This is a genomic window from Microscilla marina ATCC 23134 (genome assembly GCF_000169175.1).
Taxonomy (GTDB): domain Bacteria; phylum Bacteroidota; class Bacteroidia; order Cytophagales; family Microscillaceae; genus Microscilla; species Microscilla marina.
Map to the genome: position 1 here is coordinate 1 of NZ_AAWS01000001.1, position 24,380 is coordinate 24,380.

Consider the following 24,380-nt stretch of genomic DNA (forward strand, 5'->3'; position numbering starts at 1 on the left):
CTTTGTAAGTGATGTTGTGATGTCGTATGGTTTGTAGTATTCTGGGGTGTCGTCCAGTGCTATCACTAGTTGTGAGTTGCCATCGGGTAAAAGTTTTTCGAGGGCACCAGGGGCAGTATAACCCTTGTAATAAATCAGTGATTTTACAAAAGTGTTGAGTGGGGGCGAAGGTTGATAAATTTTCAGATACATATTGTAGTTTTACTAAGGAATTGTTCAAAAATAAATTTACACTCTGAGAGGTGATTTTTCGCCTTGATACTTCGTTATTTTTAGCCGTTGGCAGAGCTCGGCACAGCGTAGCTGTAGCCATCAGTTATTGCCCGTAGCGCTGCTATGGGCGCAAAAAATAGCCTCGTCTCAAAACAAAACCTCTACCTCAAGAATAGCAATTTAATTTCTCATCATTCCTAAGGGGTTTACAAACGCCAAACCTCTGATGTTTTTAGGCGAGGTAAAGCATACACTGTATAGTACAAAGCAGTGTCAGGTGTAAAGCCCTTTAGATGCCGATACCTATCAGTTAGGCTGTTCAAAATTAGTGAATTTCTTCCCCAAAAAAGTATTCAAAATCTATAAAAACCACTACATTCAGCTGATTCCATACCTGTCAGGTTTTCTTGGCGTCGTCTTAAAAACCTCATACATTTGACAATGTTTTGTGAAGGCAAATAAAATTTGTTTTTTTATAAAAAGGAAGTAGCACACTGATAAAACCTTAGGGCTTCACCCTGTCTGTCAAGATATGGCTACTTCCTATATTTCCGTATATGTTGGACAGTTCTTTAGGCATCAAGCCTGTGTAATGAAGATAATATCCATACGGAATTTCATTAAATAGCAAGATGTAAAATTAACAAATTATGGCACATTACATAGGTTTTGGTATTGGGAAATTGACAATTCACTATGCTTATTATAAGAATGGAGAACTTGTTCAAGGGGAGTTGAAGAACCAATTAGATAAAATAGAAGCGTTTATAGCACAACTTCCTTCCGACAGTCATGGAGTAATGGAAGCTACTGGTTTGTATCATTTCCCTTTGGCTTATGCTTTACAGGCGCAAGGCTTTATTTTAACAGTAGTTAATCCAGCGGAAAGGGTATTCTCAATCATTACTTTCTATTAGTAAGACTGATGCCTCTGATGCAGTGATGCTTCAAAGACTTGGTGAAGAGCGCCAGTTAAAGGGTATGATGCTTCCTGACAAGGATTGGCAAACCCACCGTCATCGTTTACTGAACCTACAGCATTTACAAAATGATATACAGAAGTTAAAAAACCGTATCAGTGAACTAAGCTTCCATCCCCAGCCTGATGATTTAAGTGTAATGATGATAGAAGACCAACTTGAATTGTTGCAACGTCAGCAAAAACAACTGGAGGAAAAAGTAACACAGGAATTGCCTCAAAATTATCAAAAGCAACTCGTGTATGGAGTAAGTGTCAAAGGTATTGGTAAAAAAACTGCCACTTTTTTATTACTTTTTACTCAAGGACTTTTCTTCTCCCAAGGCGTTGGCTAAATTTATTGGGATTGCCCCTAATATTTACCAATCAGGAAGGCATCAGAAAAGAGGACGTATTTGTAAAAAAGGACATCCCCAACTGCGAAGCCTGCTTTATAATTGTGCGAAGTCTGCCAAAAGATATAATAGTGCTTGCAAAGCTTTATACGAAAAACTAAGAGCCAAGGGGAAACCACACAAAATCGCTATGGTTGCAATAATGCATAAGTTAGTAAGACAGTTTTTTGCCGTGATAAAAAATGAAACCCTTTATCAAGATGATTATCAACTCAACAAAGGGTAATAACAAATTTTATTTGGAGAAAAATTTGATTTTTAACACAGTTCTTGACAGGTATTTGTCCGTATTTTAGTTGAAAAAAGTTGTTTTTAAGGTCACTTACACTATATTTTAAGGAGAAAACAGGGAAAATGTGTATCTAAATACCAAAGTAAATTCACCCGAAAAACACCCTCTCCACCTCGGTTGTGTGTTTTCACCAACCGATCGATACCCCGAAAAACAGCGTTTAAGCGTAGATTCGTGTTGGTCGGTGTGTCACTCGACTAAGGAGAATGACGTTTTTTGAAAATTGGTTGGGCTCTGAATAAAATAGCCCCATATTGAGTAAATAAATTCGCCATAATAATTAAGGATGGCTTAAAACTTTGGGGCACTTTTTTAAATTTTGAACAGCCTACCTATCAGTACTATGTCTTGTTTTAGCCATCATTATTTTGCGTGCTCATTATATTAACAATTCTTGTTTAATTTATTAGCGATTTACTTGTTTTTTTTGAGCAAACATTGGCTAAAAGTATTACATTTGCATACTGATATTACATCCCAATATATAGGCTTGCCTGTTGCCAAACAAACCACCTAATTTCGGCTTATTTATTGTCAATGGCAGCTATTTAGAGATTGAATCCACGTAAAACTAACTGTATACATGAAGATTAAAGATGTTAACCTCTTTAGAGATTGGTATAAGAACGAATATAAACTACGAAAAAATGATCAGGCAATCAACCCCGATTTTATTGGCTATCGCCACGATAACACCTTGGGCTTTATAGATTTGGTACATGGGGCAGTGCCCGACATTGCCAATTTTTTGAGTACTCCGCTCAAAATTGCTCAAGACGATCAGGCAATCTATGAATTTATCCAGAATGCGGCCGATGCCCAGTCGTCTTTGTTCAATATATTTTACGATGAATCTTATTTTGTGGCCATCAACAACGGAAAACCCTTTTCCCGCGATGACCTGACCTCGTTATTGAATATAGCGGCTTCTACCAAAAAGAGCTGCGAAAAAATCGGTCGTTTTGGCATCGGTTTTAAGCTTGCCTACCGTTTATTGGGCAAAACCACCGGCGCCGAAGAAATGATGCGCGACAACAAAGGCCCTGTGGTGTTTAGCTGGTCGAAAACCGAACACATAGAGTCGTTGTTGAAACTAGATGCCGACCAGCTCAAGCAAGGCTTTGACAAAGGAGACTGGAACGCCGAAGATGCTCCCTGGTTGTTTAAGATTTTATTGACTTGTTTTCCGGTACACCCCGAAGATGCAGGCACGGTAGACTTGCAAAACAAACAACAGGTACTTTTCCCAAAAGAAGAACTGCTGGAGTATGTAACATTTTTGAAAAAATATGAGCACAAACTCAATTTGAAAGAGTTGGGGCAAGGCTCCTTGTTTTTTATCAAACTAGGCAATGGCAAATACGATAAATTGTTGCAAAACGAGGCTGGGTTTAAAAAAGGAGTAGAAATATCGCTCAACTTTTTGAAAAAACTACGCGAAGTAAAAATTGGCGATCACATAGAAATTACCCAACCAGTAGACCTGTCTACATCCAATGTAGAAATCACCATTCCTAAAACCGACAAGGCTTACCACAAAATATTTGACCTGGACAAGCAAAAACTTGCCGAAGCCGACGAATACGATTGGTGTGATCTGAAGGTGTTTTTTGGTTATTTGCCTTACCGCCAATCAGAAGACATTCTGAAAAAAGCCCCCAGTTTTTACAAATACTTTCCGATGAAAACGGAAGTAAACAACTTTAACTTTATTCTGCATTCCAATTACTTCGACACGGCCACCGACCGCCAGCGAATGGAGAATTACAACGATGCCAACATTCGTTTGTTTGAAACTTTCAGCGAACGACTTACCCAGCATTTCGACACGCTCATTCCCACCGATTTTGCCACTTACAAAGATATTTTTCCCAATATATTGCTCAGCGATGAGCCTACCACCGAGCGAACTGCCTGGTTGAATGCTATTTTGTACCAACCGCTTTTTCAATACATCAAAGAGCACATTCCTACCAAAGAACAACACGCCGTAAACCGCCATAAAGTATTGCTCAAAAACACTGAGTTGCCCTTTCACCCGCGCCAGTTTGGGGTAGACAAAGAGTGGTTTTTTTGGGACGAAGTCGAAGACCCACAGGTAGTAGAAGTGGCAATTGAAAAATTAGGCTTGACCGCCTGGAACTTTGTTGACTTGTTTCAACAGGGAAGCTTGCCTGCCCTCAACCAATTGATTGGAAACACTCAACTCGAAGAGTACGCCTTGATTCACGATGAAATAAAGGCGATAGATGAAGACACCTGGACAGCAAATGGGGAGTTTTTATTGAATAAATTTTTGAATATTCAATACTATAAATTCTCAAACGATCGCTATTACTCGATAAATGCGGTAGCCAATAGCGGCAACTTTATTTTGTTGCCTCAATTGTTGGAACCCATCCGCGGAATATTGATCAAACTGGGCTTTATGGTGTCTGAACACACCTTTGCTCCCGAAAGTTCGGTGGTAGAAGACACCATTCAGGAACGTATTTCTTACCTTGCCGATCCAACCTTGTTTTTTGACATGGTCAATGCCAAAACCCAAAACAACCAATTGGCACCCAAAGAGAAGCAACGTTTGTTTGCTACTTTGCTCAATATCGAGGGCATAGAAGTAGACCAGTGGAAACAGTTTCAGTTGTTTTGTAATACCGAAGGGCGCATTGTGCCTTTGGGCGAGTTGTTGTCAGCAAGCAAAGAAATCAAGGAAGAATGGCTGGTTACCCACAAAATAAATGGGGAAGAATATACCCCCGATCTGGAGGAGTTTCTTACGTCGGTGTCTGAAGTATATGCTACCCGTATTTACCCCGATTGGGAAGACATTGTACAACACCCTGAGGTGATCCAGGATGGGGCGGGTTTTTATGCCAGTGTACAACGTTACTACGAGGCAGACAGTACCGAAGCCGACACCCTGGCGGCTAAAAAGTGCTTGTATACCATGCAAGGTTTCCAATCGGCCGACTATGTGTTTTTTAATACCGCTTTGCGCGAAATTGGTGAGATGGAATACTCAAGCCTGCAAATGGCAGTAAGCAAACTGACTAATCTATTAATGCCCGACTATCAGGTATTGCCTTATTTGGGCAATGCGCCGTTTGATGTGCCCAACCAGGCATTGCCAGGGCAGATTCAAACGACTTACCTTGAGCGCGACGAGGCACAAAACCTGTTGAAATACCTCAACGAAAGCCAGGAAGATTTTTCAAAATTTGTTGAGCAAAAGTTATTTGTATTCAGCAACGACGAAATGTATTCGTTGGATGAAGTCATCGAAACCGAAAATGCCTTGTTTGTGTTTGACAAGCTGCAAAAGCACCGCCAGGCATTGCGCGACTTTGATTTTATACTATCTGAAATCAACCTGAGCGAATATGCTCATTTGCAGGAAAGCCTCCAGAGCTATTTGCCTTACCTCGAAAACGAACAAATGCTGTTTGATCGGTTTATTCAGGCAAAGCTGGAAACCGATGACCTAAAAGCCAGCCAAAAACACAAGTTGTTTGACCTGGTGAAAAGTCTGGAAACTATAGCGCTCGATCACTTGGAGCTGTTTAGCAACCAACACGGCCACATTCAGCCCTTGAGCAGTTTGCTGGCGCCTTCTATAGAGGTAGCCACTTGGCTGCAGCCGTTCAAGATTCAGCGCGAAGACTATGACGAGGTCTTAGATGAATATTTATTGCAGGATACATCTGAAATCTACCAAAGCCTGATTGTACCACATTGGGACAGTATCACCGCGCATGTGTTGTCAGACGAGTTTCCGGTGCAACGTTTTTGTGAACAATTGCAGGGGTATTTTGCCGCAGCAAAAGAAAAGCTGGGCAATGCTATAGCCACCCTTGAGGCGCAACAATTACCTTACATATATACTGCCGATGGTTTTAAAACCCGTGATGAGGTGTTTTTTCATCCTACACTGGGCAAGGTGCAAGACTTTGAAAACCTTCGCGTGCTATTGGGCAAAATGACAGGTTTGCATGTGCCTGAAGCAGAGGTAATGGAAGCCTTGCAGCCAGTGAGTGCGTTTGAGGTGGCAGAGGCAAACGACTTTGCCGAATACTTGGTCGAAAGCAACGATACTTATACCGAAGAAGAGCTCAAAAGCTGGTTGGAACTCATGGTGCTTGCCGGGTATCCTTTCTTCGAACAAGCCTACCTGGAGCCCCGTTTTGATAGCTTTACCATTACTCCCCACGACAATGCTTTGTATCAGTTTTATACCGAAGATGAGGTGATCGACGATTTGATTGCTTTCAAGGCATCGTTCAAAAAACTACCTGCGCCATTTTATCGCCCCGAACTGGCAGACTGTGGACTCATGCAAGATGGCTTGCAGATGTACAAGGAAATATTGCGCCTGAGTGGTTTCGATGTGGCCTTAATGCCTTACGTGTTTGAAGGCGATCTAGAGATAAAAACAGTGTTTCTTGAACAAATGGAAACCTTGGAATTGGCACAACAACCAGGCGAGCAATATAGTGAAGACTCGCTGGAGTTTCGTTGTTTGCTCATGGCGCACGAGCTTTATAATGCCGAATTTGATATAGAGGCTTTCCGCGATAAAGTACGCATTGATGGGCAGTACCGCCTGCAAGAGGTAGCGGTACACGAAGAGGTATACGAGGGTTTGCCTCTGGCAGCAATATTACCCGAAAGGGCAAAAATGCAAGAAATTGCTGCCCAGCTTACGACCCAGTTGATGGAGTTTCCGGCAATTGATTTTATTAATGAGGTTATTTTCCGCCCGGAAGCCGCCAACAAAGTGGAGGTATTTGAAGCAATCAAGGCGCAGGAGGATGCCCGAATTAAGAGTGGCGCACAGCTTGCCTTTTTGATTTTGTACAAACAAGAGGGGGGCGATTTTGTTTTCCACGATTTTACTATTGTGGCAATGGACGAGCAAGTGTATGCGGCAGAGTATTTTTATTATACCCACCCGCTGAGTTTTGTGCGAGCCGATGCTACCCTAAAGGCGCACTACCAACCTGTGACCCAATACCTGGCTATAGATGCGGCCCGCCCTGCCTATAGGGTCAATCCTACTTTTGTGATTGGTTGTTCGCCCTACTTTGAAGACGGCGAGTTGGTTTGCCCTTCGCTTAAGGAGGAGTTAGGGCAAGATGAGCGCCGCGATTTTGTCGCTTTTTTGTTTGACCAGTGGCACAAAAACGAAGAAGCGCGCACCGCCATTGCCGAAACCGAGTGGACTACAATCAACGATTTGCCCGTGGCTCAGGTGTTGGGCTTTGTACCTGCCCAATTGGTGTTGCAAGAGGGGGTAGTGTCGGGCACCGAAGATATACCTGCGTATTTGCAACAATGGCTGGAGGCTGAAGAGGACATCCGGGAAAATAAAGAACTGTTTTTGAAAGACTTGGGAGTAAATACGGGAGACTCGATAGCGGTACAACTGCGCAATTTCTTGACGCAAGGTGGAGCATGGGATTTGGAAGAAAAACCTGTCAATGACCTCAACGAAACTTTGTTGGCGGGAGCCCTTGATTTTATGCAAAAACAAGCCACCGTGTTTGCCGATGAAGCCCGTTTGCAGGTGTTGCACGATATATACCATCAGCTAGACTATGACACTTACTTGGGCAAAGTGCCGATGGTGTATGTATACAATTTTAAGAATGAATACACCGAATATATACTACAGCCTAAGGCTGAAAACGATTTTTATTTCAACGAAAACACCCTCAATCATTTAGAAGGGCAAGACATTACGCTACAACAAGTGTTTAAGGTGCTCAAGGCACAAGGCAAGCCGTTGATGCCGATGGAGGTGTATCCTAAAAAATGGGGTAAGAAGAGCGCCGAACGCATTCATTTGTCAAGTCCTAAATTAGACGTAGACCAATTGATGCAACGTGCCAACGAATGGGAGGCTGATTATTATAAAAAATGGCGTGAAACTACTGAGGTAGATCATCGGGTGTTTTTCTATGCCAATACTTTGCCCTATAGTTTGTTTTTCCAGGACGAAGCTTTGTACACCGAAGAGCGCGAAGAAGGCTCAGTGATTGATGACCAACACCGTTTGTTTATCAGCAAAAAGGGTGCGCAATCGGTAGATGAATTGGTGAAAGAGTTTTTGCCTTCCGGCGAATATGTAAGCTTTCTGGAAGCTAAAGCGCAGAGCGGTTCTGTAGTGTCAGTGTCAGCTGGCAATGGAGCCCAGGCGGCTGCCAAAGATGAAGATGCTGCCGCCAAAAAAGCCATTTCGGACAAACTGGCTCAGTTTATCATCGAGAAAGGTTTGACCGATGACGACATCAGTGATCTGGAGGCGTTTTTGGCGAGTAGGAAAAAATAGCGTTTCTTTTAAAAAATGAATTAAAAACAAAACCCCAGTTTGCCGAGAGGTGGGCTGGGGTTTTTTAATTACGAATGGATCAATTACGAACCGACTGGAAGGAGCTCTGCGAAGCTAATTACGAATGGGCGCGAAGCGATGCTTAAAACTACGGTCTACCGACTCTGGACTAAATTACGAACCGACCGCAGGGAGCTCTGCGAAGCTAATTACGAATGGGCGCGAAGTGATGCTTAAAACCAAAGTACGCTAAGTTTTGGTTGAGCAGGAGGTAGCCAATATTTTGCTGCGCAAGGAAAGTTGCAAACTTTCCATTATTTAACGAATTAAGTTTGTAAACTTAACCCAGGTGGGAATGGACGCAAGGCGTAGCTTAAAACCAAAGTACACCAACACTCGAAACATCGTATCCAAGTCGTTTATGAAGTTTCGGTTGAGCATTGCTCAGGTCACCCTGCGGTAAGACCTTCGCTGGAAGCGGTTATTTAATTACGAATTATGAAAATTTCCCTGCTTTGGTCTTAGTGAAATGAGACTAAAGCACGCTAGATTTGCGTAACTCCAGTAAATAATTTATCAAACCCAACAACCCATGACTAACCCCACGTCCAAGAAGAGCAATACATGTCCTTCGTATGACAGTGTATGTTTGCCGAATGTTAATTTGCCTTCGTATGTTTTACTTCTTCCTTCTTCTTCTGTACTTTTTTTACCAAAAGGGTTTTTAAATAATCTCATGTTGGGTTAATTTGTAGTAAATAATGACCTTATTTGATTGTCTATTATGGTGGTTCTACACTGTTTGTCTAACCATTTGTAAAGGTAGATTACCAAGGAAGTATGCAAGGATATTTATAAAAACAACCTTGCAGAGGGCTTAAATACATTATAAATTTCATACTAAAAACCGTAACCCATGAACAACCCCCACGTCCAAGAAATAATCAAAGTAATACAAGCATTTGGGCACGAAGTAGCCAACAGTGGCTTGCCCGCCGAGGAAATCAGAAAGGCAGAGGAAGCTTTGCAAGTAAAGTTTCCTGAAGTTTTAGTTGATTTTTACCTCCAATTGGGCAACCACCCTGTGTATAAAAACCGGGGATGTTACGAATACAATATCAGGAGCTTATCGAGTTTGTATCCAGCAGATGAAGACGGCTATCTGACGTTGTTTAGCGAGGGGGGAGGTTATGACTCAGTGTGGGAGTGTGTTAGGGTAGAGGAGTTGGGCAAGGCTGAACCCATCGCGGAGTTTTGGGTGGTAGACAGTGTCTACGATCGTCACCCTTTGTTGGAAGGTTTGCAAAATGTAACCTTTGCCAATCTCACTGCTCCTCATCACCTCAAAAAAGCCCATTATGCCAACGTCACCCAAGTAGCCAATTTTACGGCTGGTTTGCCAGAGGTAATTCCTGGGGAGTTATTCATTACGCCTGAACTGTATGTGCAAACGGATCAAGTAGCCGAAACAGACAAGTTTAATGTAATCGTAGGGGCAAGCACGCCACAAACATTACTTTCTTTTATCACCCACTCCAGCCGGCAAAAGCACCAGACATTGCTCCATAATCTTTGGTTAAACATTGAACCAGAAGATGCATTTGAGGTGGAGTTACTTGGTCAGTTTTCTGAACAACAGCTGGAAAAGCTATACTATAACAGTCGCCAGGTATCGGTAAAAGAGTTAAGGGAACTATTGGACAAAGAAAACAAAGCCACGTAAAACAAACCCAAAATAGCATTCACTTGTTCATAATAGACATACTTAAAACGAAAAAAATGTATTACAATGTGAGCATTTCTATAAGTAGAGCAAGCCTTTTTTAGTTTTGGTATCTTCAGATAAATTAATTAGATTTACTTGGTACCTGGAGTAGGAGCGAATGTTCGTAAAGTGTAACATTATGTAGACCACCCATGCCAATGCTCTTTAAGAGTATGTTAAGAATGATGACTTTTATACTAAGATGAAAGTGATTTTAGGATTTACAGGATTAGCTGAAGCTGAGCTCAGCACAGCAAAGCTGTAGCTTCGGTTGATTAATGTTGGTATTCAGGCAATTAGTCAAAATCCATCCTCAAAACCATTTTTGTTTAAGTATAAGCATATTCTAAAAACATTTTTTCAATATATACACACCATTGCCCTGTGATAAAGGCTGATACTTTAGAGTTTATACCATTGCCTGCCCTTTTACTGGATGTAACCAGTCGGCAAATTTTGGCAGTCAACGACGGTTTTAGCCGATTGTTATCAGTCAATCGCTCGGCTGTTGTGGGTAAAAAACTCATAGCACTCTCACAGTGGGACACTCAACAAACCCTGGACAGGTATGTCACTGAAGCCACCACCCAATCAGAAAGTAAATACTACCACGAAACAGTGTGGCAGATGGCGGATGGCTCACCCAAACACCTGCGCCTTGACTGTAACATTACTTCTGTGTCGCCCAATGCCCAGGTAATGCTCACTTTTTTGGACATTGATCGAGAAAAGCAACTGGAAGCACAACTTGCCCGACAAACGAAGGTAAGACAACAGGTTTTTGAGAATTCACCCATCCCCAAGTTTTTGCTCAGCCTGGACAATAAAGTATTAAAAGCCAATCGTGCGTTTTGTTTAATGCTTGGCTACCACCCAGAGGAGGTTTGCCAAAAAAGTTTGCCTGATATTATCAATCCTGACGACTTGCCCTCTTTCGTATTGTATCAAACAAAAGTGGCGAACAAGCAGCTGGGGCATTTTGAGCTTGAAAAACGGTTTTTGCATAAAACAGGTGTAGAGGTTTTTACTTCAGCCCACACCTCTCTTTTATACGATGATGCCTTACAAACAGAGTGTTTTTATGTACAAGCCATTAACACTCAGGCACGCAAAGAAGCCGAATTTGAACGTGAAAGGTTTCGTAGTATTCTCAACCAAGCAGGCGAATCTATCATAATAGCCGATGCTCAAAGTGGGGCTATCATTGACTTTAATCATACTGCTTGCCGTAGTTTGGGGTATTCACAGGCTGAGCTTAAACAATTATCAGTAAATGATGTAATCAAAGAAGACCGGGTAGCGCTCAGGCAGCGTTTTGACGCGTTGATACGCAACCCGCGCAAAGCAATTCATTTCCAGGTAATTTTACAGCGTAAAGATAAAAGTCACTATCCAGCCCAGGTATCGGTAAACTATCGCAGCTTTAGAGGACATAAATACTTGACCGCCATTGCCCGTGATATTAGCAACGAGCTTGACTCTGAAATAAGAATATTGGAAGGGGAGGCGCGTTTTAAAAGTATTTTTGAAGAAACCCACATGGGCATTGCCTTGACAGATGCCAGAGGCAATTTTGTTGAATGCAATCAGGCATTGGCGGATATGTTGGGCTATACTCGCGAAGAAATGGTGGACTTGCACATTATGGACATTGCCTATCCCGACGATATTCAGGTACCGGTTGAAAACATTCAAGACTTTTTTAAAGTAAGAAGCCTCGAAAAACAATACCGCAAAAAAAACGGAGACATACTTTGGGGGCGCTTGACCAACTCTACCATTCGCGACAAACACGGGCGCTTGCTGTTTGGCGTAGGAATGATTGAAGACATTACAGCACGTAAACTTGCCGAAGAGAAAAACATAGAGCACGAAGCCTTGCTCAACTCTATCAACGAAAACCTCAGCGAGGGTATTTATCGCAGCACCCTCGATGAAGGGCTGATATACATTAATCCAGCCTTTGCCCTTTTGTTTGGTTTTACCCGCATTACCGAAGCATACACAGTACACCCCAATGATTTGTATTACGACGAGCGACAACGGGAAAAACTACTCTCTATCTTAGAAAAAGAGGGGTATTTTAAAAACCAGGAAGTGTTGTTTAAGCGCAAAGATGGCAGTACGTTTTGGGGGTTGCTCAATAGCCATGTTACCCGAAGTAAAACCGGGAAAACTTTTTATGATGGAACCATCATTGACATCTCTACCAAAAAAGAGTCGGAGGAATTGCTCATGTCGAAAAACGTGGCATTACAAAAAATAAACAGTGAGCTCGATCGCTTTGTGTACAGTGCTTCGCACGATCTACGCGCCCCACTTACCTCCATTTTGGGGTTGGTGCATATTGCCAATACCGAAAATCCCCCACCCAACCTTGCCACTTACCTGGAAATGATCAAACAAAGCATTCATAAGCTGGATATATTTGTACAAGACATTATCAACTACTCTAAAAACAGCCGTTTGAAAATAGCGACTAAAGCCATTGATATTCAACAACTGGTACAGCAGTCGTTCGATAACCTGCAATTCATGAAAGGCTCTGAGAGTATTGATAAAACAGTGGAAGTGCTTAAAACAAACGATGCTGTTGCAGGATTTTATTCTGACCCTACCCGCCTTACAATTATATTTAATAACACGATCTCAAATGCGATCAAATACCACAACCCCTTTGCCGAAAGGCCCTTTGTAAAAGTACGGGCACTTATCAACGAAGAAGGAGTAGACATAGAAATTGAAGACAATGGCAAAGGCATACCTGCCGAAAACATAGACCGAATCTTTGATATGTTTTACCGCGCCAGCGAAGACTCCAACGGGTCGGGGTTGGGCTTGTATATAGTAAAAGAAACCGTGGAAAAGCTAAGGGGAGACGTGATGCTTCACTCTGAGCTGGACAAGGGCACCACCATTACCATTTCGTTGCCTAGCCACGAAGCAGTAAAAAACGAGGAAGAGTAGTGGAAGCGTTTTGGGTATGGAAACGCGAAACAAGCTCTAAAATGAATTGATAAGCCAAAAGGCTGGTGTGATGGTTCAACCTTTTGGCTCAAAGTTGTTAGCGACTAAACGATAATACCATAAAGCCCCCTGCCATAATCCAGCCAGCGTACTTTATCATAGAGTGTACCTGTTGAAACTCATTGAGCCAACCCTGGCTTAGTGCCAACCCAAAGGCAAATACAAGCCCGGCTACCAGTCTTAATGAGCCTGTACGGGCAATAAAACAAAGCGCAAAACCAATGGTCATAATCCATACAGAGTATAGGTTGAATGTGCCCAGTTTTACCCAGCCATTTGCCAGCACAATGCCCACAATAAAAACGATTGATCCGATGGTATAAAGTGTGTTATTTGGCATAAGTTTATAGATTTTTAGAATGATTGCTACAAAATAGCAATATAACACATTTGTCAAGTTTATGGTCAAATGAATGCTTGAAAATATTGAGGCATAAAAAAACAGGCAAGCCGTTAAGCCCCCTGTTTTATGAATCATAAAATAATTTAGAGTATGTTTAAATTTTGTCTTCGGAGTTAAAAATGATGAGTTTTTTGTGCTGGCGAGGCGTATTTTTAAGCTAATAGCCATAGCTATTGACGCAAAAATCAACAAAGTCAGCGCGTAAAAATCACTTTTTTAACCCAGATTATGATTTTTAAACATACTCTTATTCAGCTTGAATTAATTATTTTCTATTGTATATTTTCTTTGCGCCTATTTCATTGAGAAGCACGAGTTTTCCATCGGTAAGCGTTTCTATTTTAAAAGTCGCATCTTTGCCTTTGCCGTTATACCCCAACAACACCATTTCATTTTCTTCTTTGTCTTTCCACTTAAAAAAACCGCGTACTTTAGAGCTCAATACTCCTTTGCCCTTGGTGCGTTGCCAGGCAAGTTTGCCTTTTTTAGATTTGTAAATTTGTAGTGTATGGTTCATCAAAAAATTACCAATCTTTTTTACATCTCCTTTAAGGTTGGTCACATCTGAGGCATTTTTAATACCAGTAGATTTATTGATGGCTTTGCCAGCTTCGGCACGGGTGGCTTCTGCATCGTATACCCAGCGTTTGTTCATCAGCTTTTTGGTTTTAGCCGATACTTTTTTTCCCCCACAAGACGTCATCCCTACAACCAATGCCAGTGCGAAACAAGCCATTAATGTGTTCTTCAACATAATTTTTGAAAGTTATGGTATATAAAATTTATTAAATAGATTTGCTTATAAGTTAGTATAAATCAGGTATAAAAGGTTAACAAGTTGAAATTTTTTTTATAAAATTTACAAGAATATATCTATGCGTTGGTCATTTTCATCATATCGCCAGTTTAAGGGCTGTAGGCGTCAGTGGTTTTATCAAAATAAAATGGCAAACGCCAACGCTACCAAAGATCCTGAACGTAAGGAAGCAGCAATTTTGCGCAACCTACAGTCGCTCAATGCCTGGCGAGGCTCTATGGTTGACTACATCATAGGCAAAGAAGTCATCCCCTGTTTACAGCAAGGGATATGGCCACAGTACCAAGACGTTATTACGGCAATGAAGGCACTGTTTCAAGAGCAATACGCCTTTGCCAAAGCGCAAAAATACCGCGAAGAGGGTTTGACCAAAACCAAAGCAGGCGAAAGCTTTCTGGCCTTGTATGACCTGGAATATGCCCCCGAAAAAATTACCCGCGAAGCCCTCAATCAAGCCTATCTGGAAGCGGTACAAGCCTTAAAAAACTTGTTTCATAACCAGCGTTTTCTGGAATATTTGCGTTCGGCAAGCCGCCTGATTACCCAGCGACAAGACCTGCAGGTAAAGTACAACGAACACTTTACCCTCAAGGCAATTCCTGACTTGCTGGTGTTTGAAGAACACCCCTTTCGGGTACACATCATCGACTGGAAGGTGCACTCGAAAGCACAACGTACCTACGAAGAACAGCTTAGACTGTATGCCTGGATCATAAAAAAAGGAGCACGCCCGCGCGACTTCCCCGAAGTGTTGGATAACCTGCCCATTACAGATATTCAGCTCACTGAATATCAGTTGTTTACCAATGAGGTGCGCACCTACGACATCAGCCTCGAAGATGTGCACGAAATAGAACAAAACATTGCCCAAAGTATTGCCGAAATGACCGCTGCTCAGGCATATCTTAAGTACCAGCAACTAGAGATAGCAAACTTTCCGGTCAATCGTTCAGAAGAAAACTGCCGGGGGTGTCGTTTTCGTAAAATTTGTGAACAACCTGCACCCACCCAGACGCAAACTTCTTTGTTTTGAGCACGCACTAATAAGTACCATCAACACAGGCAAACTGAAGGCGCTCGTTGGTGTATTTTCCCTGTGATGATTGGCCTTACTTTTCTCTTCAAAAACAAATTGATTAGGTTATAAGTGGCATAAATCAGAAAATATAAACGTGTTGCTTTTTTGTTTTAAAACTTACATAACAAAGGGGCTGTAAATGAGTTATTTAGCTTGAAAATATGTCTTTTTTTGGTAAATATTACATCGGTAACAGGTTTTTATGGCTGGATTTGTCAGGTGTTTGTGATAGGTAATTTTCTTATTTTCAGGTTCTTAGGTTGTGTTTTGGTGTTTTTCGTAAAAAAAATAGGCTTTTTTTAAGTTGTTTTTTTGGATGTTTATAACCGGATTCATACCTTGTGTAACATACATCAAGAGATTACTCAAACTTGTTCAAACTACTAGTGACTAAACTACCAATAATCAAATGGTACACGAAGCGATCGAATTTTTAAAAACCGCACTAAACAACTATCTGTTACAAAAAATTCCAGATAGTACAGTGACTGCCCCCAGGGTTGACTACCCTAAAATTGACACTGATCCGCCAGTGTTTAATTTAAGAACGGTCAACCTAATGTTGATTAACCTGGAAGAGGAGAGAGTGCTCAGACCTGCCGACCCTTATGCCCAGGTGAGTTCTGATGGAACCCACGGCTCTGTAAGCCCTCCCTTGAGTGTGATATTGACTTTGCTGTTTTCTGCCAAATTTACCGATTATCAGGCAGCCCTCAAGCATTTGTCATATACTATGCAGTTCTTTCAGTCAAACCACCTGTTTACCCCCGAAGACTTTCCTGGAATGCCGGATGGCATAGACAAACTCACTGTAGAGTTTCAGTCGTTGAACAATGCCCAAAAGAACGAAATATGGAGTTCTTTGAAGGTAGCTTACCTGCCCTCTGTAGTATATAAGCTGAGAATGCTTGTTTATCAAGAAGATAGCACAAGTTCGGATACTTTAGTTACTCAAACCAGCAATCAAAATACCTTGTTGCGATGAATTACCAGCATTTATTCTCAATAGCTGTTTTGCACAATTACTTTTCAGGTTCATCAGAGGCAGTGCCAGCCATTAATCAATACCTGACACTGAGCCCCACGCCTGAGTGTGCCCAGTTGATCAAACAGTATCGGCTTAAGCTACACAGTGCACCAGGCAAACTTTACCTGAGCAGTCCAGTGCGAGACGAAGCACAAAAAACATTTTTGCCCCCGGCAAATGTGACTTTTGACTTTTATATAAAAGTGCAACACCCTGCCTTCTTTTATTTTACCGACACGCAAAGTTTACAGGGTACTGCCCCTCGTTTTGTGGTTGATGGGGCTAACCCCGAACTGTCTCTGGAAAATGATGAAGCCACTGCGGTTGACTTATTCAATATTCCTGAGCAAAGAGGTTCAGATACTTCATTCTTTTTACAAAATAAACCCACCGCATCACCAACCTTTGGTGTCATTGGGCTTGACCCGGTACCCACACCAGCGTATGATGCCGACCTCAATAAAATTACTTTTGATACCAGCCCAGTTACTTATGAAACCGGGCAAGCGTTTCAATTAAGTTACCCCATAGCACCTCAGTGGCCACCCAATGTGTTTGGCTTGGCGTCTATTACGCTTGATGGCAGCAGCCTTACCTTCGACAAGGCTTACACCATTACCTTTAGTCGCAAAGAGCAACAATGGAACTACTACATTGTAGCACCCAATACGTTGTTGCCTGCAAACCTGACAATTACTGCCGATGCCGACTCAGAAAGTAGTTGGGCTTTTGGCAGCACCACCGAAATACTTACCGGAGAGTTATACGATCGTTTGAAGGGACTGTATCCGGAAGCAAAAATTTTCAATATTGCTTCCACCGCTGCACTGCCTTATCAGAGTAAAGCAAAGAAGGGGATCAAGCTCCAGCAAGACAGCGAAACCATTGTCAATAATTTACCCAACCCTGCTCCCCAAAACGAAGGAGTAGGAATACTCAATATTTACTCATAAAAGCATAAATCGTTATGGATTACAACGTACCTGGTGTGTATGTAGAAGAAGTTTCTACCTTACCTCCTTCAGTAGCAGGGGTTGCCACCGCTATACCAGCCTTTGTAGGCTACACCGAAAAAGCCCTGGATAAAAACGGGGTAGCACTTCCAGCCGATGAAGTGGTAGTAAAAAGAATAGATACTTTGTTGGAATATGAGCAGTTTTTTGGCAGCCAACCAAAGCACGCCAGGTTTGCTCTGGAAGACGGGGTACTCAAAAGAAAGGCAGCTACTGGTAGCAGTGATGCAGGTGAATTGCATTCACACCTGATGTATTATGCGTTGCGCATGTTTTTCGACAATGGTGGCGGCAGTTGCTACATTGCATCGGTAGGCAGGTATGCTGCGGCTGCTACTACAGCTGATGCTATTTCGGCAGATGATATACAAAGCGGTATTGACAAACTCGAAGAGTTTGACGAGCCTACTTTGGTGGTATTGCCCGATGCGGTAAACCTTGCCGAGGCAGATTATTATGCCAGTTGTGTAAAAGTACTTAACCAGTGCAATGACTTGAAAGACCGTTTTGGTATTTTTGATGTATTGAGCGCTGATACTGACGCCAGCGGGTTCAGACAAAACATTGGCAGCAACCACCTCAAGTATGGAGCTGCTTATACCCCTTACCTCCAAACATCATTGAGTTATCAGTACGACGATGCTGATGTAGATGTAGGAAAAGCTTTTTTTGAATATAACAGTGGTGCCAATGGTTTTGTGGTATCATACATAGCATCAAACGCGGGAGGAATTACTCCTAAAATTGCCGTAACCAATACTGCAGATGCGGGTGCTACTACTGATTTTACGGTAGTTGAAGATGGCGCTACCATTAGTTTAACCATTGCAGCTGCTTCGGATGCCCAAGCCAGTAATGTAGTAAGTGATTGGGCAGCGTTTAGTGGGAGCACTGGAGGCTATAGCATTGCATTGGTAGGAGACGGAACTAAAAACGTTGCTTCTAAAGCTTCGGCTAATATGACCAATCCCACCCGCTCTTTGGCAGAGATCAAAGACTCCTATACTGCTTTGTACAACCAGGTAAAAAACAGCCTGAGAGAGCAGAGAGTAGTACTGCCCCCAAGTACTGCCGTAGCGGGTATTTATGCATCGGTTGACCGCGACCGTGGGGTATGGAAGGCGCCCGCCAACGTAAGCATTGCGTCTTTGATTGAACCCACCCGCACCATTACCAACACTCAACAAGGACGTCTCAATGTAGATGCTACCTCGGGTAAGTCTATCAACGTAATTCGTAGTTTTTCGGGACGTGGTTCATTGGTATGGGGCGCGCGCACCTTGGCGGGCAACGACAACGAGTGGAGATATGTAAATGTAAGGCGTTTGTTTACTTACATGCAAGAGTCTATTCAAAAGTCTACCTCTTTTGTAGTGTTTGAACCCAACACCGCTACTACCTGGCTCAAGGTAAAAGGTTTGGTAGAAAGCTTCTTGTATGGGCTTTGGCAACAAGGGGCGCTGGCAGGTTCTACGCCTGAATCGGCTTATTTTGTCAATGTAGGTTTGGGCAAAACAATGAATAGTCAGGATATTTTAGAAGGCAAGCTCATTGTAGAAGTAGGCGCTGCGGCAAGCCGTCCTGCTGAGTTTGTGGTTTTACGCTTTATGCATAAACTGCAGGAGTCGTAACCAAAGTAACAAGTCATTAGCGACAAGCTACAAGTAAAGTTAACTCAATTCATTGGTGATGGCTTGTGGCTTGAAGCTAACAGCTTGCTGCTAATATTGTACAAAATCATTCCTTAAATATTTTTTAGCTCAAAAGACATGGCATTAACAAAAGAACAAATTAAAAATAACTATCCTTTGCCCTCATACAATTACCGGGTATCAATTGATGGTACCACCGTTGCCTTTTCTCAGGTATCGGGCCTGAAGGTAGCGTATGAAACCACCACCTACAAAGAGAGTGCAGTGGGAGGCGACGCGCCCGGACCAGTGGTAATGCGGATGCCCGCCCAAAGCTCAGAAATCACGATTACTTTGCAAAAAGGCATTGTAAGAGGTAAAAGTATTGCGTTGTACAACTGGATCAATTCTATTCAAACCAATTTGGTAGACAAAAAAGACGTGAACATTGAGTTGTGCGACGAAAACGGTGCCGCAGTATTTGTCTGGAAAGTGATCAATGCTTTTCCTACAGGCTTAGATGCACCCACTTTTGATGCTAACTCTAACGATGCCTCTATCGAAAGCCTTACACTCCTGGCTGACCGGGTAACTATGGAAGAGCTGTAAAGCATGGCAATTAGTAAAAAAGACATAGCAGCCAACTACCCATTACCTGCTTATAATTACAGGGTGCAAATTGGTGCAGAAAGTTATGGTTTTGCCAAAGTATCGGGCTTGAGCCTAAAGTATGACACGGTAAGTTACCGACATGGCTTTAGCTTTGCCGAAGGCACCCATCACTTGCTGGGCATTTTGCAACCTGTAAACCTAAGTTTGCAGCGGGGCGTAGTGAGGCAAGGCAGTTTGTTGCTCGCCTGGATAAGTACGCCTATACAACAAGACATTACGGTGAACTTATGCGACGAGGATGGTAAGCCCCAAGTGAGCTGGTGGGTGCAAAACGCCCTGCCTACGGCTTATGAAGCAGGCGACTTTGATGTAAATACCCAAGAGGTGGCAATAGAAACCTTATCGTTGGTGTCTGACAACATGCGGGTCACTTACCACCAATCGGGGCAAACCGGTGGAGCCAAAGGAAATATTTTTTCAGATTTATTTTAAACCTTATGATCAACGACAAAACTGGTACTCCAAAGCTTACTATGAATGGTGCCCCGTTGCAAGCCTTCAATTTTTTGGTGTCTTTTCTAGGGGTGGGTTCCATCACGGCGCCCAATCCACTAGACATTCGTTTTCAGCGGGTGTCAGGCATTGGGCTCAACGGCACTATGAATAGCGAACGCATTGGTGGCAGGCAAGTACGTTTGCCTGAGTTTCCTACCCACGAAAACCTCACCCTGGAGCGAGGCTATGTGGTGGGCAGCCCATTGCGACTCGAAATAGAAGCAAAATTTGCCGACTTAGAGTTTCAGCCGCGCAATGTATTGGTTGTCCTGTTTGATACTAAAGGTTCTCCGATGGTGTCTTGGTTATTTTACAATGCAGTGCCTACCCGTTGGGCAATGGGTGAACTCAATGCCAGCCAGAGCGGGGTTTTTATCGAAACCATAGAACTATCTTATACTCGTTTCCAACCTATTTCTTTGTAGTATTATGGCAGTAGAAATCAAAGAATTGATTATAAGAGCAGTAGCGGTAGAAGAGCCCGGGCAAGTGGGCGGTGCTGCAGCTCCTGCCGAAGATCAAATGGCAGAAGCCAACGCCCAATTGGTGCAGGCGTGTGTAAGAGAAGTATTAAAAGTATTGGAACGCAAATCATCCCGTTAAACAATGGCTGATAAACCAAATATACTCAAGTTAGACCACCTCAAAATTGAGTCTTACGAAGATGCCGCCCGAACAAAAAAACTGGCTAATCAAAATGTTTTTGACCGTCCCGTAAGTGTCAAAGATTTCTCACAGTTTTATGGCACGAGGTATCGTCAGAAAAAAGGCCTGGGGCTGAATAAGAAAAAAACACCTGATACATCAACTACAAAGGGTGACAAAAAGACTTTAAGCGCAGCCAAGAATCAAGTAGTTGGCTCGGAAAAGCCTCACTTAAAGTTTGACATTGTATTGGATAATACGGTGGTGTTTCGTTCTGACATGGGCTACAAACAAAGTGTGAGTGTGGTAGCCCAAGTAAATGAGTTTTTGGAGACATGCTATAAAAGCGACAAAGTGACTCCTTATTACCTTAAGATTACCTGGGGAGAAAGCACCTTTGATTGTGTGCTTCAAACGTCTGCCATCACATACAGCCTTTTCGACCGGAGTGGCACCCCTTTGCGGGCGAAGATCACGGCTACTTTTTTGGTGGAAAATGTGGAGGGGGAACCCTCTGAAAGAGCAGGCAAAGCTCAAGTAAATAAACAACACTCGGTAAAAAAAGGCGATTCGTTGCCTATGATCGCAGTGGCTGCTTATGGAAGCTTGGCGTTTTTGTTGCCCCTGGCGCGCTACAATGGTGTAAAACACTTGCGGGAAGTAAAGCCTGGCACTACGCTAGACCTACCCACATTAGACGAATTAAAGAACTTTTTTATATAGGGTAAGCCGGGAGCCACAAACAGCCAAACAAAGGCTAAAAACTAAAAACATACCAATTAGAAAACATAGTTAAATGAACATACCTACGATTACTATATGGAGCGAAGGTCAGGAGGTGTATTATCCTGAGCACCCTGATGTAGACATCCAGCATGAGGTCAACAAAGTGCCTTATGCTTGTTTGTCTTTTCCAGATGGTGATCCGGGTAAGCCAGGATTTATACTGAGTAGCCAGTCTGATTTTGCGCCTGGTAAAACGCTTGAAATAAAAATAGGTACTGGCGAGAGTGACCAAACAACCATTTTTAAAGGAATCATTGTAAAGCATGCTCTAGAGGCAAGTGGTTATGCCTCGCTACTTTCGCTGGAGCTAAAAGGCGATTGTGTAAAAATGACTAACACCCGCAAAAGCGTGGTACATACCCAAGGCAACCAGGAAACCCAAAAAGAAGAAGATGTATTGGCTCAGGTAATAGAGGCAAACGGGCTGGAGGCAGACCTGAGTGCCCAAACCTGGAGCAGTCACGAAGAGCTTGTACAGTATTACAGCTCCGACTGGGACTTTCTTTTGACAAGAGCCGATCTTTATGGCTACTGGGTGGTGGCAACCGATGGAAAAGTATCGGTGGTGAACCCTAAAGATGTAATAGATGCCAATGAAGCAAAATATGAAGTGGTGTACGGTGATGCAGGTATTTTCAATTTACACCTGGAAATAAACGCTGAACACCAGGCAGCTACCATCAACACCCTTGCCTGGGATGCAGAAAATAATGACTTGACTGAAAAGACTCAAGCCGAAGATTTTGTAGCTCAAAAGCCTGCAGCCAACGCTCAAAGTGACGTAGAGGGTGAACCCGCCGACCCAACTGCCCTGGCGGAGGCTATAGGGAACGAAGAAGAAACCCTGCAAAGCATTGTGCCCCTAAGTGTAGAAGAACAAAAAGGTTGGGCAGATGGCAAAATGCTAAAAAGCCGCCTGGCAATGCTGAGAGGAAGCTTTACCCTGGATGGAAACGCAGAGATACAACCACTGGACCTGGTATCGGTAACTGGTTTTAACGCCCAGTTTGATGGCAACACCATCATTTCGGGGGTGCGCCACAGGCTGGGCAATGATGGCTGGTATACTGATATTCAGTTTGGGATCAGTCCAGATAATTACACGAAACAAAATGCCATAGAAGCTCAAAATGCCGCAGGTTTGTTGCCTGGCATCCAAGGCTTGCAAGTGGGCGTTGTCGATGCCTTCGAAGAAGACAAACAAGGGCAGTTTAGGGTAAGAGTAAAAATACCTGCCTTGGGCGATATTGTGTGGGCACGCCTGACCAGCCCCGATGCAGGCAAAGACAACCGAGGCATGTTTTTCAGACCAGACGAAGGCGACGAAGTGGTCGTAGGCTTTATGAACAACGATCCTCGTCAAGCCATTATTTTGGGGAGCGTGTTTGGGGCGAAGTTGCCCCCCCCACATGACCCCGACGAAACCAACGCCATCAAGGGCATTTTTAGCAAGGCGGGTTTGCAATTAAAAATGGACGATGAAAACAAAACCTTAGAACTGTTAACCTCCGAAGATCAATACCTGAAAATAGAAGACGGGACAGTCATGGAGATGAAAGATACCCACGGTAACTCTATCACCATGAATGACAAGGGCATTGTGTTGAAAAGTGACGGTGATATAACCATCAGTGCCAGTGGCGATGTAACTATAGAAGGAGCGAAAGTGGATGTGAAGTAGAGGTGGTTAATTACGGATTTGAAAATTACGAATGGATCAATTACGAACCGACCAGAGGGAGCTCTGCTTTAGCTAATTACGAATGGATCAATTACGAATTACGAATGGGTGCGAAGCGAGACTTTTTAATTAGGGCTGTACGGAGTTTTAAAAATCTTTGATAATAAGGATTTATATCTAAATCAAGGTGCTAAATGTAGGGGCAATCCCTTGTGGTTGCCCACGCGAAGAGCAAACATGATTACATAAAACGTCTTTTAAAGGAATAAACGACCTTACTTGAATTCGTTTTGATTCTGTAAAATATTTATTATCAGTAAATTACAAGACTTTATACACTCCTAATTACGGCTGTACGAAGTTTTAAAAATCTTTGATATACAAGGATTTACATCTAAATCAAGGTGCTAAATGTAGGGGCAATCCCTTGTGGTTGCCCACGCGAAGAGCAAACATGAGCGTATAAAACGACTTTATTTGAACTTGTCAACTAAAACAAAACCTTAAAAAAATGAATAACAACGTGAGTAATCAAGAAATTCAATTGAATGTGAGTATAGAAGAAGCCAATGTTTTATTAGAAGCGTTGGGTGAAATGCCTTTCAAAAAAGTATTTGGGTTGGTGGGTAAAATTCAACAACAAGCCTCTTCACAGATCAACCCACAAACTCCCCAGGTCAACGGCAAAGAAGAGGTGAAACCACAAAACCACATGGCAGTTCATGAGTAACAGCAAATCACCTTTTTTGGGAACAGGCTGGGGGTTTCCGCCCCAGTTTGTCGCAGGTGGTAAATACTTGACTACCACCCAAAGCGTAGAAAATGTACATAAGAGCGTGCTTATTCTTTTGCAAACGAATGTAGGCGAAAGGGTAATGCTGGAAGATTTTGGCGGAAGCCTTGTCAATTTCCAGTTTGAGCAAGTAAGTACGCGCTTATTGGAAGACATCAAAGACCACGTGGCGAGTACTATAGAAATAAACGAGCCCAGGGTGCGCCTCGACAATGTAGAGGTAGAACAAGATACCCAACTGGAAGGACGCTTGCTGGTGCAGCTTCAGTATACCATCAGAAGCTCCAACTCAAGGTTTAACCTGGTGTATCCTTTTTATGTAACCGAACCTTTGACGTAG

At 42.8% G+C, this 24,380-nt stretch carries 21 protein-coding genes; 18 read left to right on the forward strand and 3 right to left on the reverse strand.

Translation table 11 applies throughout. From position 1 onward, the window contains the following. Positions 1–192 (reverse strand): hypothetical protein (locus M23134_RS00005; protein WP_045112720.1); only part of this gene is annotated, 192 nt, incomplete at its 3' end. A 671-nt stretch (positions 193–863) separates the two neighbouring features. Here M23134_RS00005 and M23134_RS00010 point away from each other — a divergent pair. From M23134_RS00010 to M23134_RS37260, 6 genes are all read left to right on the forward strand, one after another. Continuing rightward, the gene (locus M23134_RS00010) at positions 864–1,130 is read left to right on the forward strand and encodes a hypothetical protein (RefSeq protein ID WP_002692465.1); all 267 of its coding nucleotides are present in this window, start codon (positions 864–866) and stop codon (positions 1,128–1,130) included. A gap of 25 nt (positions 1,131–1,155) precedes the next feature. Continuing rightward, positions 1,156–1,527, forward strand: a complete 372-nt coding sequence (locus M23134_RS40810; RefSeq protein ID WP_002692466.1) for a hypothetical protein — start codon at positions 1,156–1,158, stop codon at positions 1,525–1,527. Continuing rightward, positions 1,520–1,813 carry an IS110 family transposase gene (locus M23134_RS00020; protein ID WP_002692468.1) on the forward strand — a complete coding sequence of 98 codons (294 nt, stop codon included), beginning with the start codon at positions 1,520–1,522 and terminating at the stop codon, positions 1,811–1,813. Before M23134_RS40810 ends, M23134_RS00020 begins: the two co-directional genes overlap by 8 nt. A gap of 649 nt (positions 1,814–2,462) precedes the next feature. Then, entirely contained in the window at positions 2,463–8,207 is a 5,745-nt protein-coding gene (locus M23134_RS00025) for a sacsin N-terminal ATP-binding-like domain-containing protein (protein ID WP_002692471.1), read from the forward strand. A gap of 916 nt (positions 8,208–9,123) precedes the next feature. Then, positions 9,124–9,930 (forward strand): SMI1/KNR4 family protein, encoded by an 807-nt coding sequence (locus tag M23134_RS00030; RefSeq protein WP_002692476.1) that lies wholly within the window; start codon positions 9,124–9,126, stop codon positions 9,928–9,930. 426 nt (positions 9,931–10,356) lie between these two features. Further along, positions 10,357–12,939 (forward strand): PAS domain-containing sensor histidine kinase, encoded by a 2,583-nt coding sequence (locus tag M23134_RS37260; protein WP_002692480.1) that lies wholly within the window; start codon positions 10,357–10,359, stop codon positions 12,937–12,939. 97 nt (positions 12,940–13,036) lie between these two features. Here the strand turns inward: M23134_RS37260 and M23134_RS00040 are convergent, their stop codons facing one another. Together M23134_RS00040 and M23134_RS00045 are read right to left on the reverse strand one after the other, a co-directional pair. After that, the gene (locus M23134_RS00040; RefSeq protein ID WP_002692482.1) at positions 13,037–13,339 is read right to left on the reverse strand and encodes a hypothetical protein; all 303 of its coding nucleotides are present in this window, start codon (positions 13,337–13,339) and stop codon (positions 13,037–13,039) included. Positions 13,340–13,667: 328 nt separating this feature from the next. Next, the gene (locus M23134_RS00045; RefSeq protein ID WP_157558273.1) at positions 13,668–14,156 is read right to left on the reverse strand and encodes a hypothetical protein; all 489 of its coding nucleotides are present in this window, start codon (positions 14,154–14,156) and stop codon (positions 13,668–13,670) included. 121 nt (positions 14,157–14,277) lie between these two features. Here M23134_RS00045 and M23134_RS00050 point away from each other — a divergent pair, with 121 nt between their 5' ends. The 12 genes from M23134_RS00050 to M23134_RS00100 all read left to right on the forward strand — a co-directional run bounded on the left by M23134_RS00050 (position 14,278) and on the right by M23134_RS00100 (position 24,380). Beyond that, positions 14,278–15,252 carry a PD-(D/E)XK nuclease family protein gene (locus M23134_RS00050; protein WP_002692486.1) on the forward strand — a complete coding sequence of 325 codons (975 nt, stop codon included), beginning with the start codon at positions 14,278–14,280 and terminating at the stop codon, positions 15,250–15,252. Between the two features lie 454 nt (positions 15,253–15,706). Continuing rightward, the gene (locus M23134_RS00055; protein ID WP_002692490.1) at positions 15,707–16,282 is read left to right on the forward strand and encodes a DUF4255 domain-containing protein; all 576 of its coding nucleotides are present in this window, start codon (positions 15,707–15,709) and stop codon (positions 16,280–16,282) included. Beyond that, complete coding sequence (locus M23134_RS00060; RefSeq protein ID WP_002692492.1) at positions 16,279–17,277, forward strand: hypothetical protein; 999 nt, start codon at positions 16,279–16,281, stop codon at positions 17,275–17,277. The genes M23134_RS00055 and M23134_RS00060 overlap by 4 nt, the downstream gene beginning before the upstream one ends. Before the next feature lie 14 nt (positions 17,278–17,291). After that, on the forward strand, positions 17,292–18,968 hold the full coding sequence (locus M23134_RS00065) for a phage tail sheath family protein (RefSeq protein ID WP_002692493.1): 1,677 nt from the start codon (positions 17,292–17,294) through the stop codon (positions 18,966–18,968). A 138-nt stretch (positions 18,969–19,106) separates the two neighbouring features. After that, positions 19,107–19,577 (forward strand): phage tail protein, encoded by a 471-nt coding sequence (locus M23134_RS00070; RefSeq protein ID WP_002692495.1) that lies wholly within the window; start codon positions 19,107–19,109, stop codon positions 19,575–19,577. 3 nt (positions 19,578–19,580) lie between these two features. Continuing rightward, a complete protein-coding gene (locus tag M23134_RS00075) occupies positions 19,581–20,072 on the forward strand; it encodes a phage tail protein (protein WP_002692497.1) in 492 nt (163 codons plus the stop codon). A gap of 5 nt (positions 20,073–20,077) precedes the next feature. Then, positions 20,078–20,560, forward strand: a complete 483-nt coding sequence (locus M23134_RS00080; RefSeq protein WP_002692499.1) for a phage tail protein — start codon at positions 20,078–20,080, stop codon at positions 20,558–20,560. 4 nt (positions 20,561–20,564) lie between these two features. Then, a complete protein-coding gene (locus M23134_RS40815; protein ID WP_002692501.1) occupies positions 20,565–20,738 on the forward strand; it encodes a DUF5908 family protein in 174 nt (57 codons plus the stop codon). 3 nt (positions 20,739–20,741) lie between these two features. After that, positions 20,742–21,503, forward strand: a complete 762-nt coding sequence (locus M23134_RS00085; protein ID WP_002692502.1) for a CIS tube protein — start codon at positions 20,742–20,744, stop codon at positions 21,501–21,503. A gap of 73 nt (positions 21,504–21,576) precedes the next feature. Further along, complete coding sequence (gene vgrG / locus M23134_RS00090; RefSeq protein ID WP_002692506.1) at positions 21,577–23,247, forward strand: type VI secretion system tip protein VgrG; 1,671 nt, start codon at positions 21,577–21,579, stop codon at positions 23,245–23,247. A 511-nt stretch (positions 23,248–23,758) separates the two neighbouring features. Then, complete coding sequence (locus M23134_RS00095; RefSeq protein WP_002692508.1) at positions 23,759–23,977, forward strand: hypothetical protein; 219 nt, start codon at positions 23,759–23,761, stop codon at positions 23,975–23,977. Next, positions 23,970–24,380, forward strand: a complete 411-nt coding sequence (locus M23134_RS00100; protein ID WP_002692510.1) for a GPW/gp25 family protein — start codon at positions 23,970–23,972, stop codon at positions 24,378–24,380. Before M23134_RS00095 ends, M23134_RS00100 begins: the two co-directional genes overlap by 8 nt.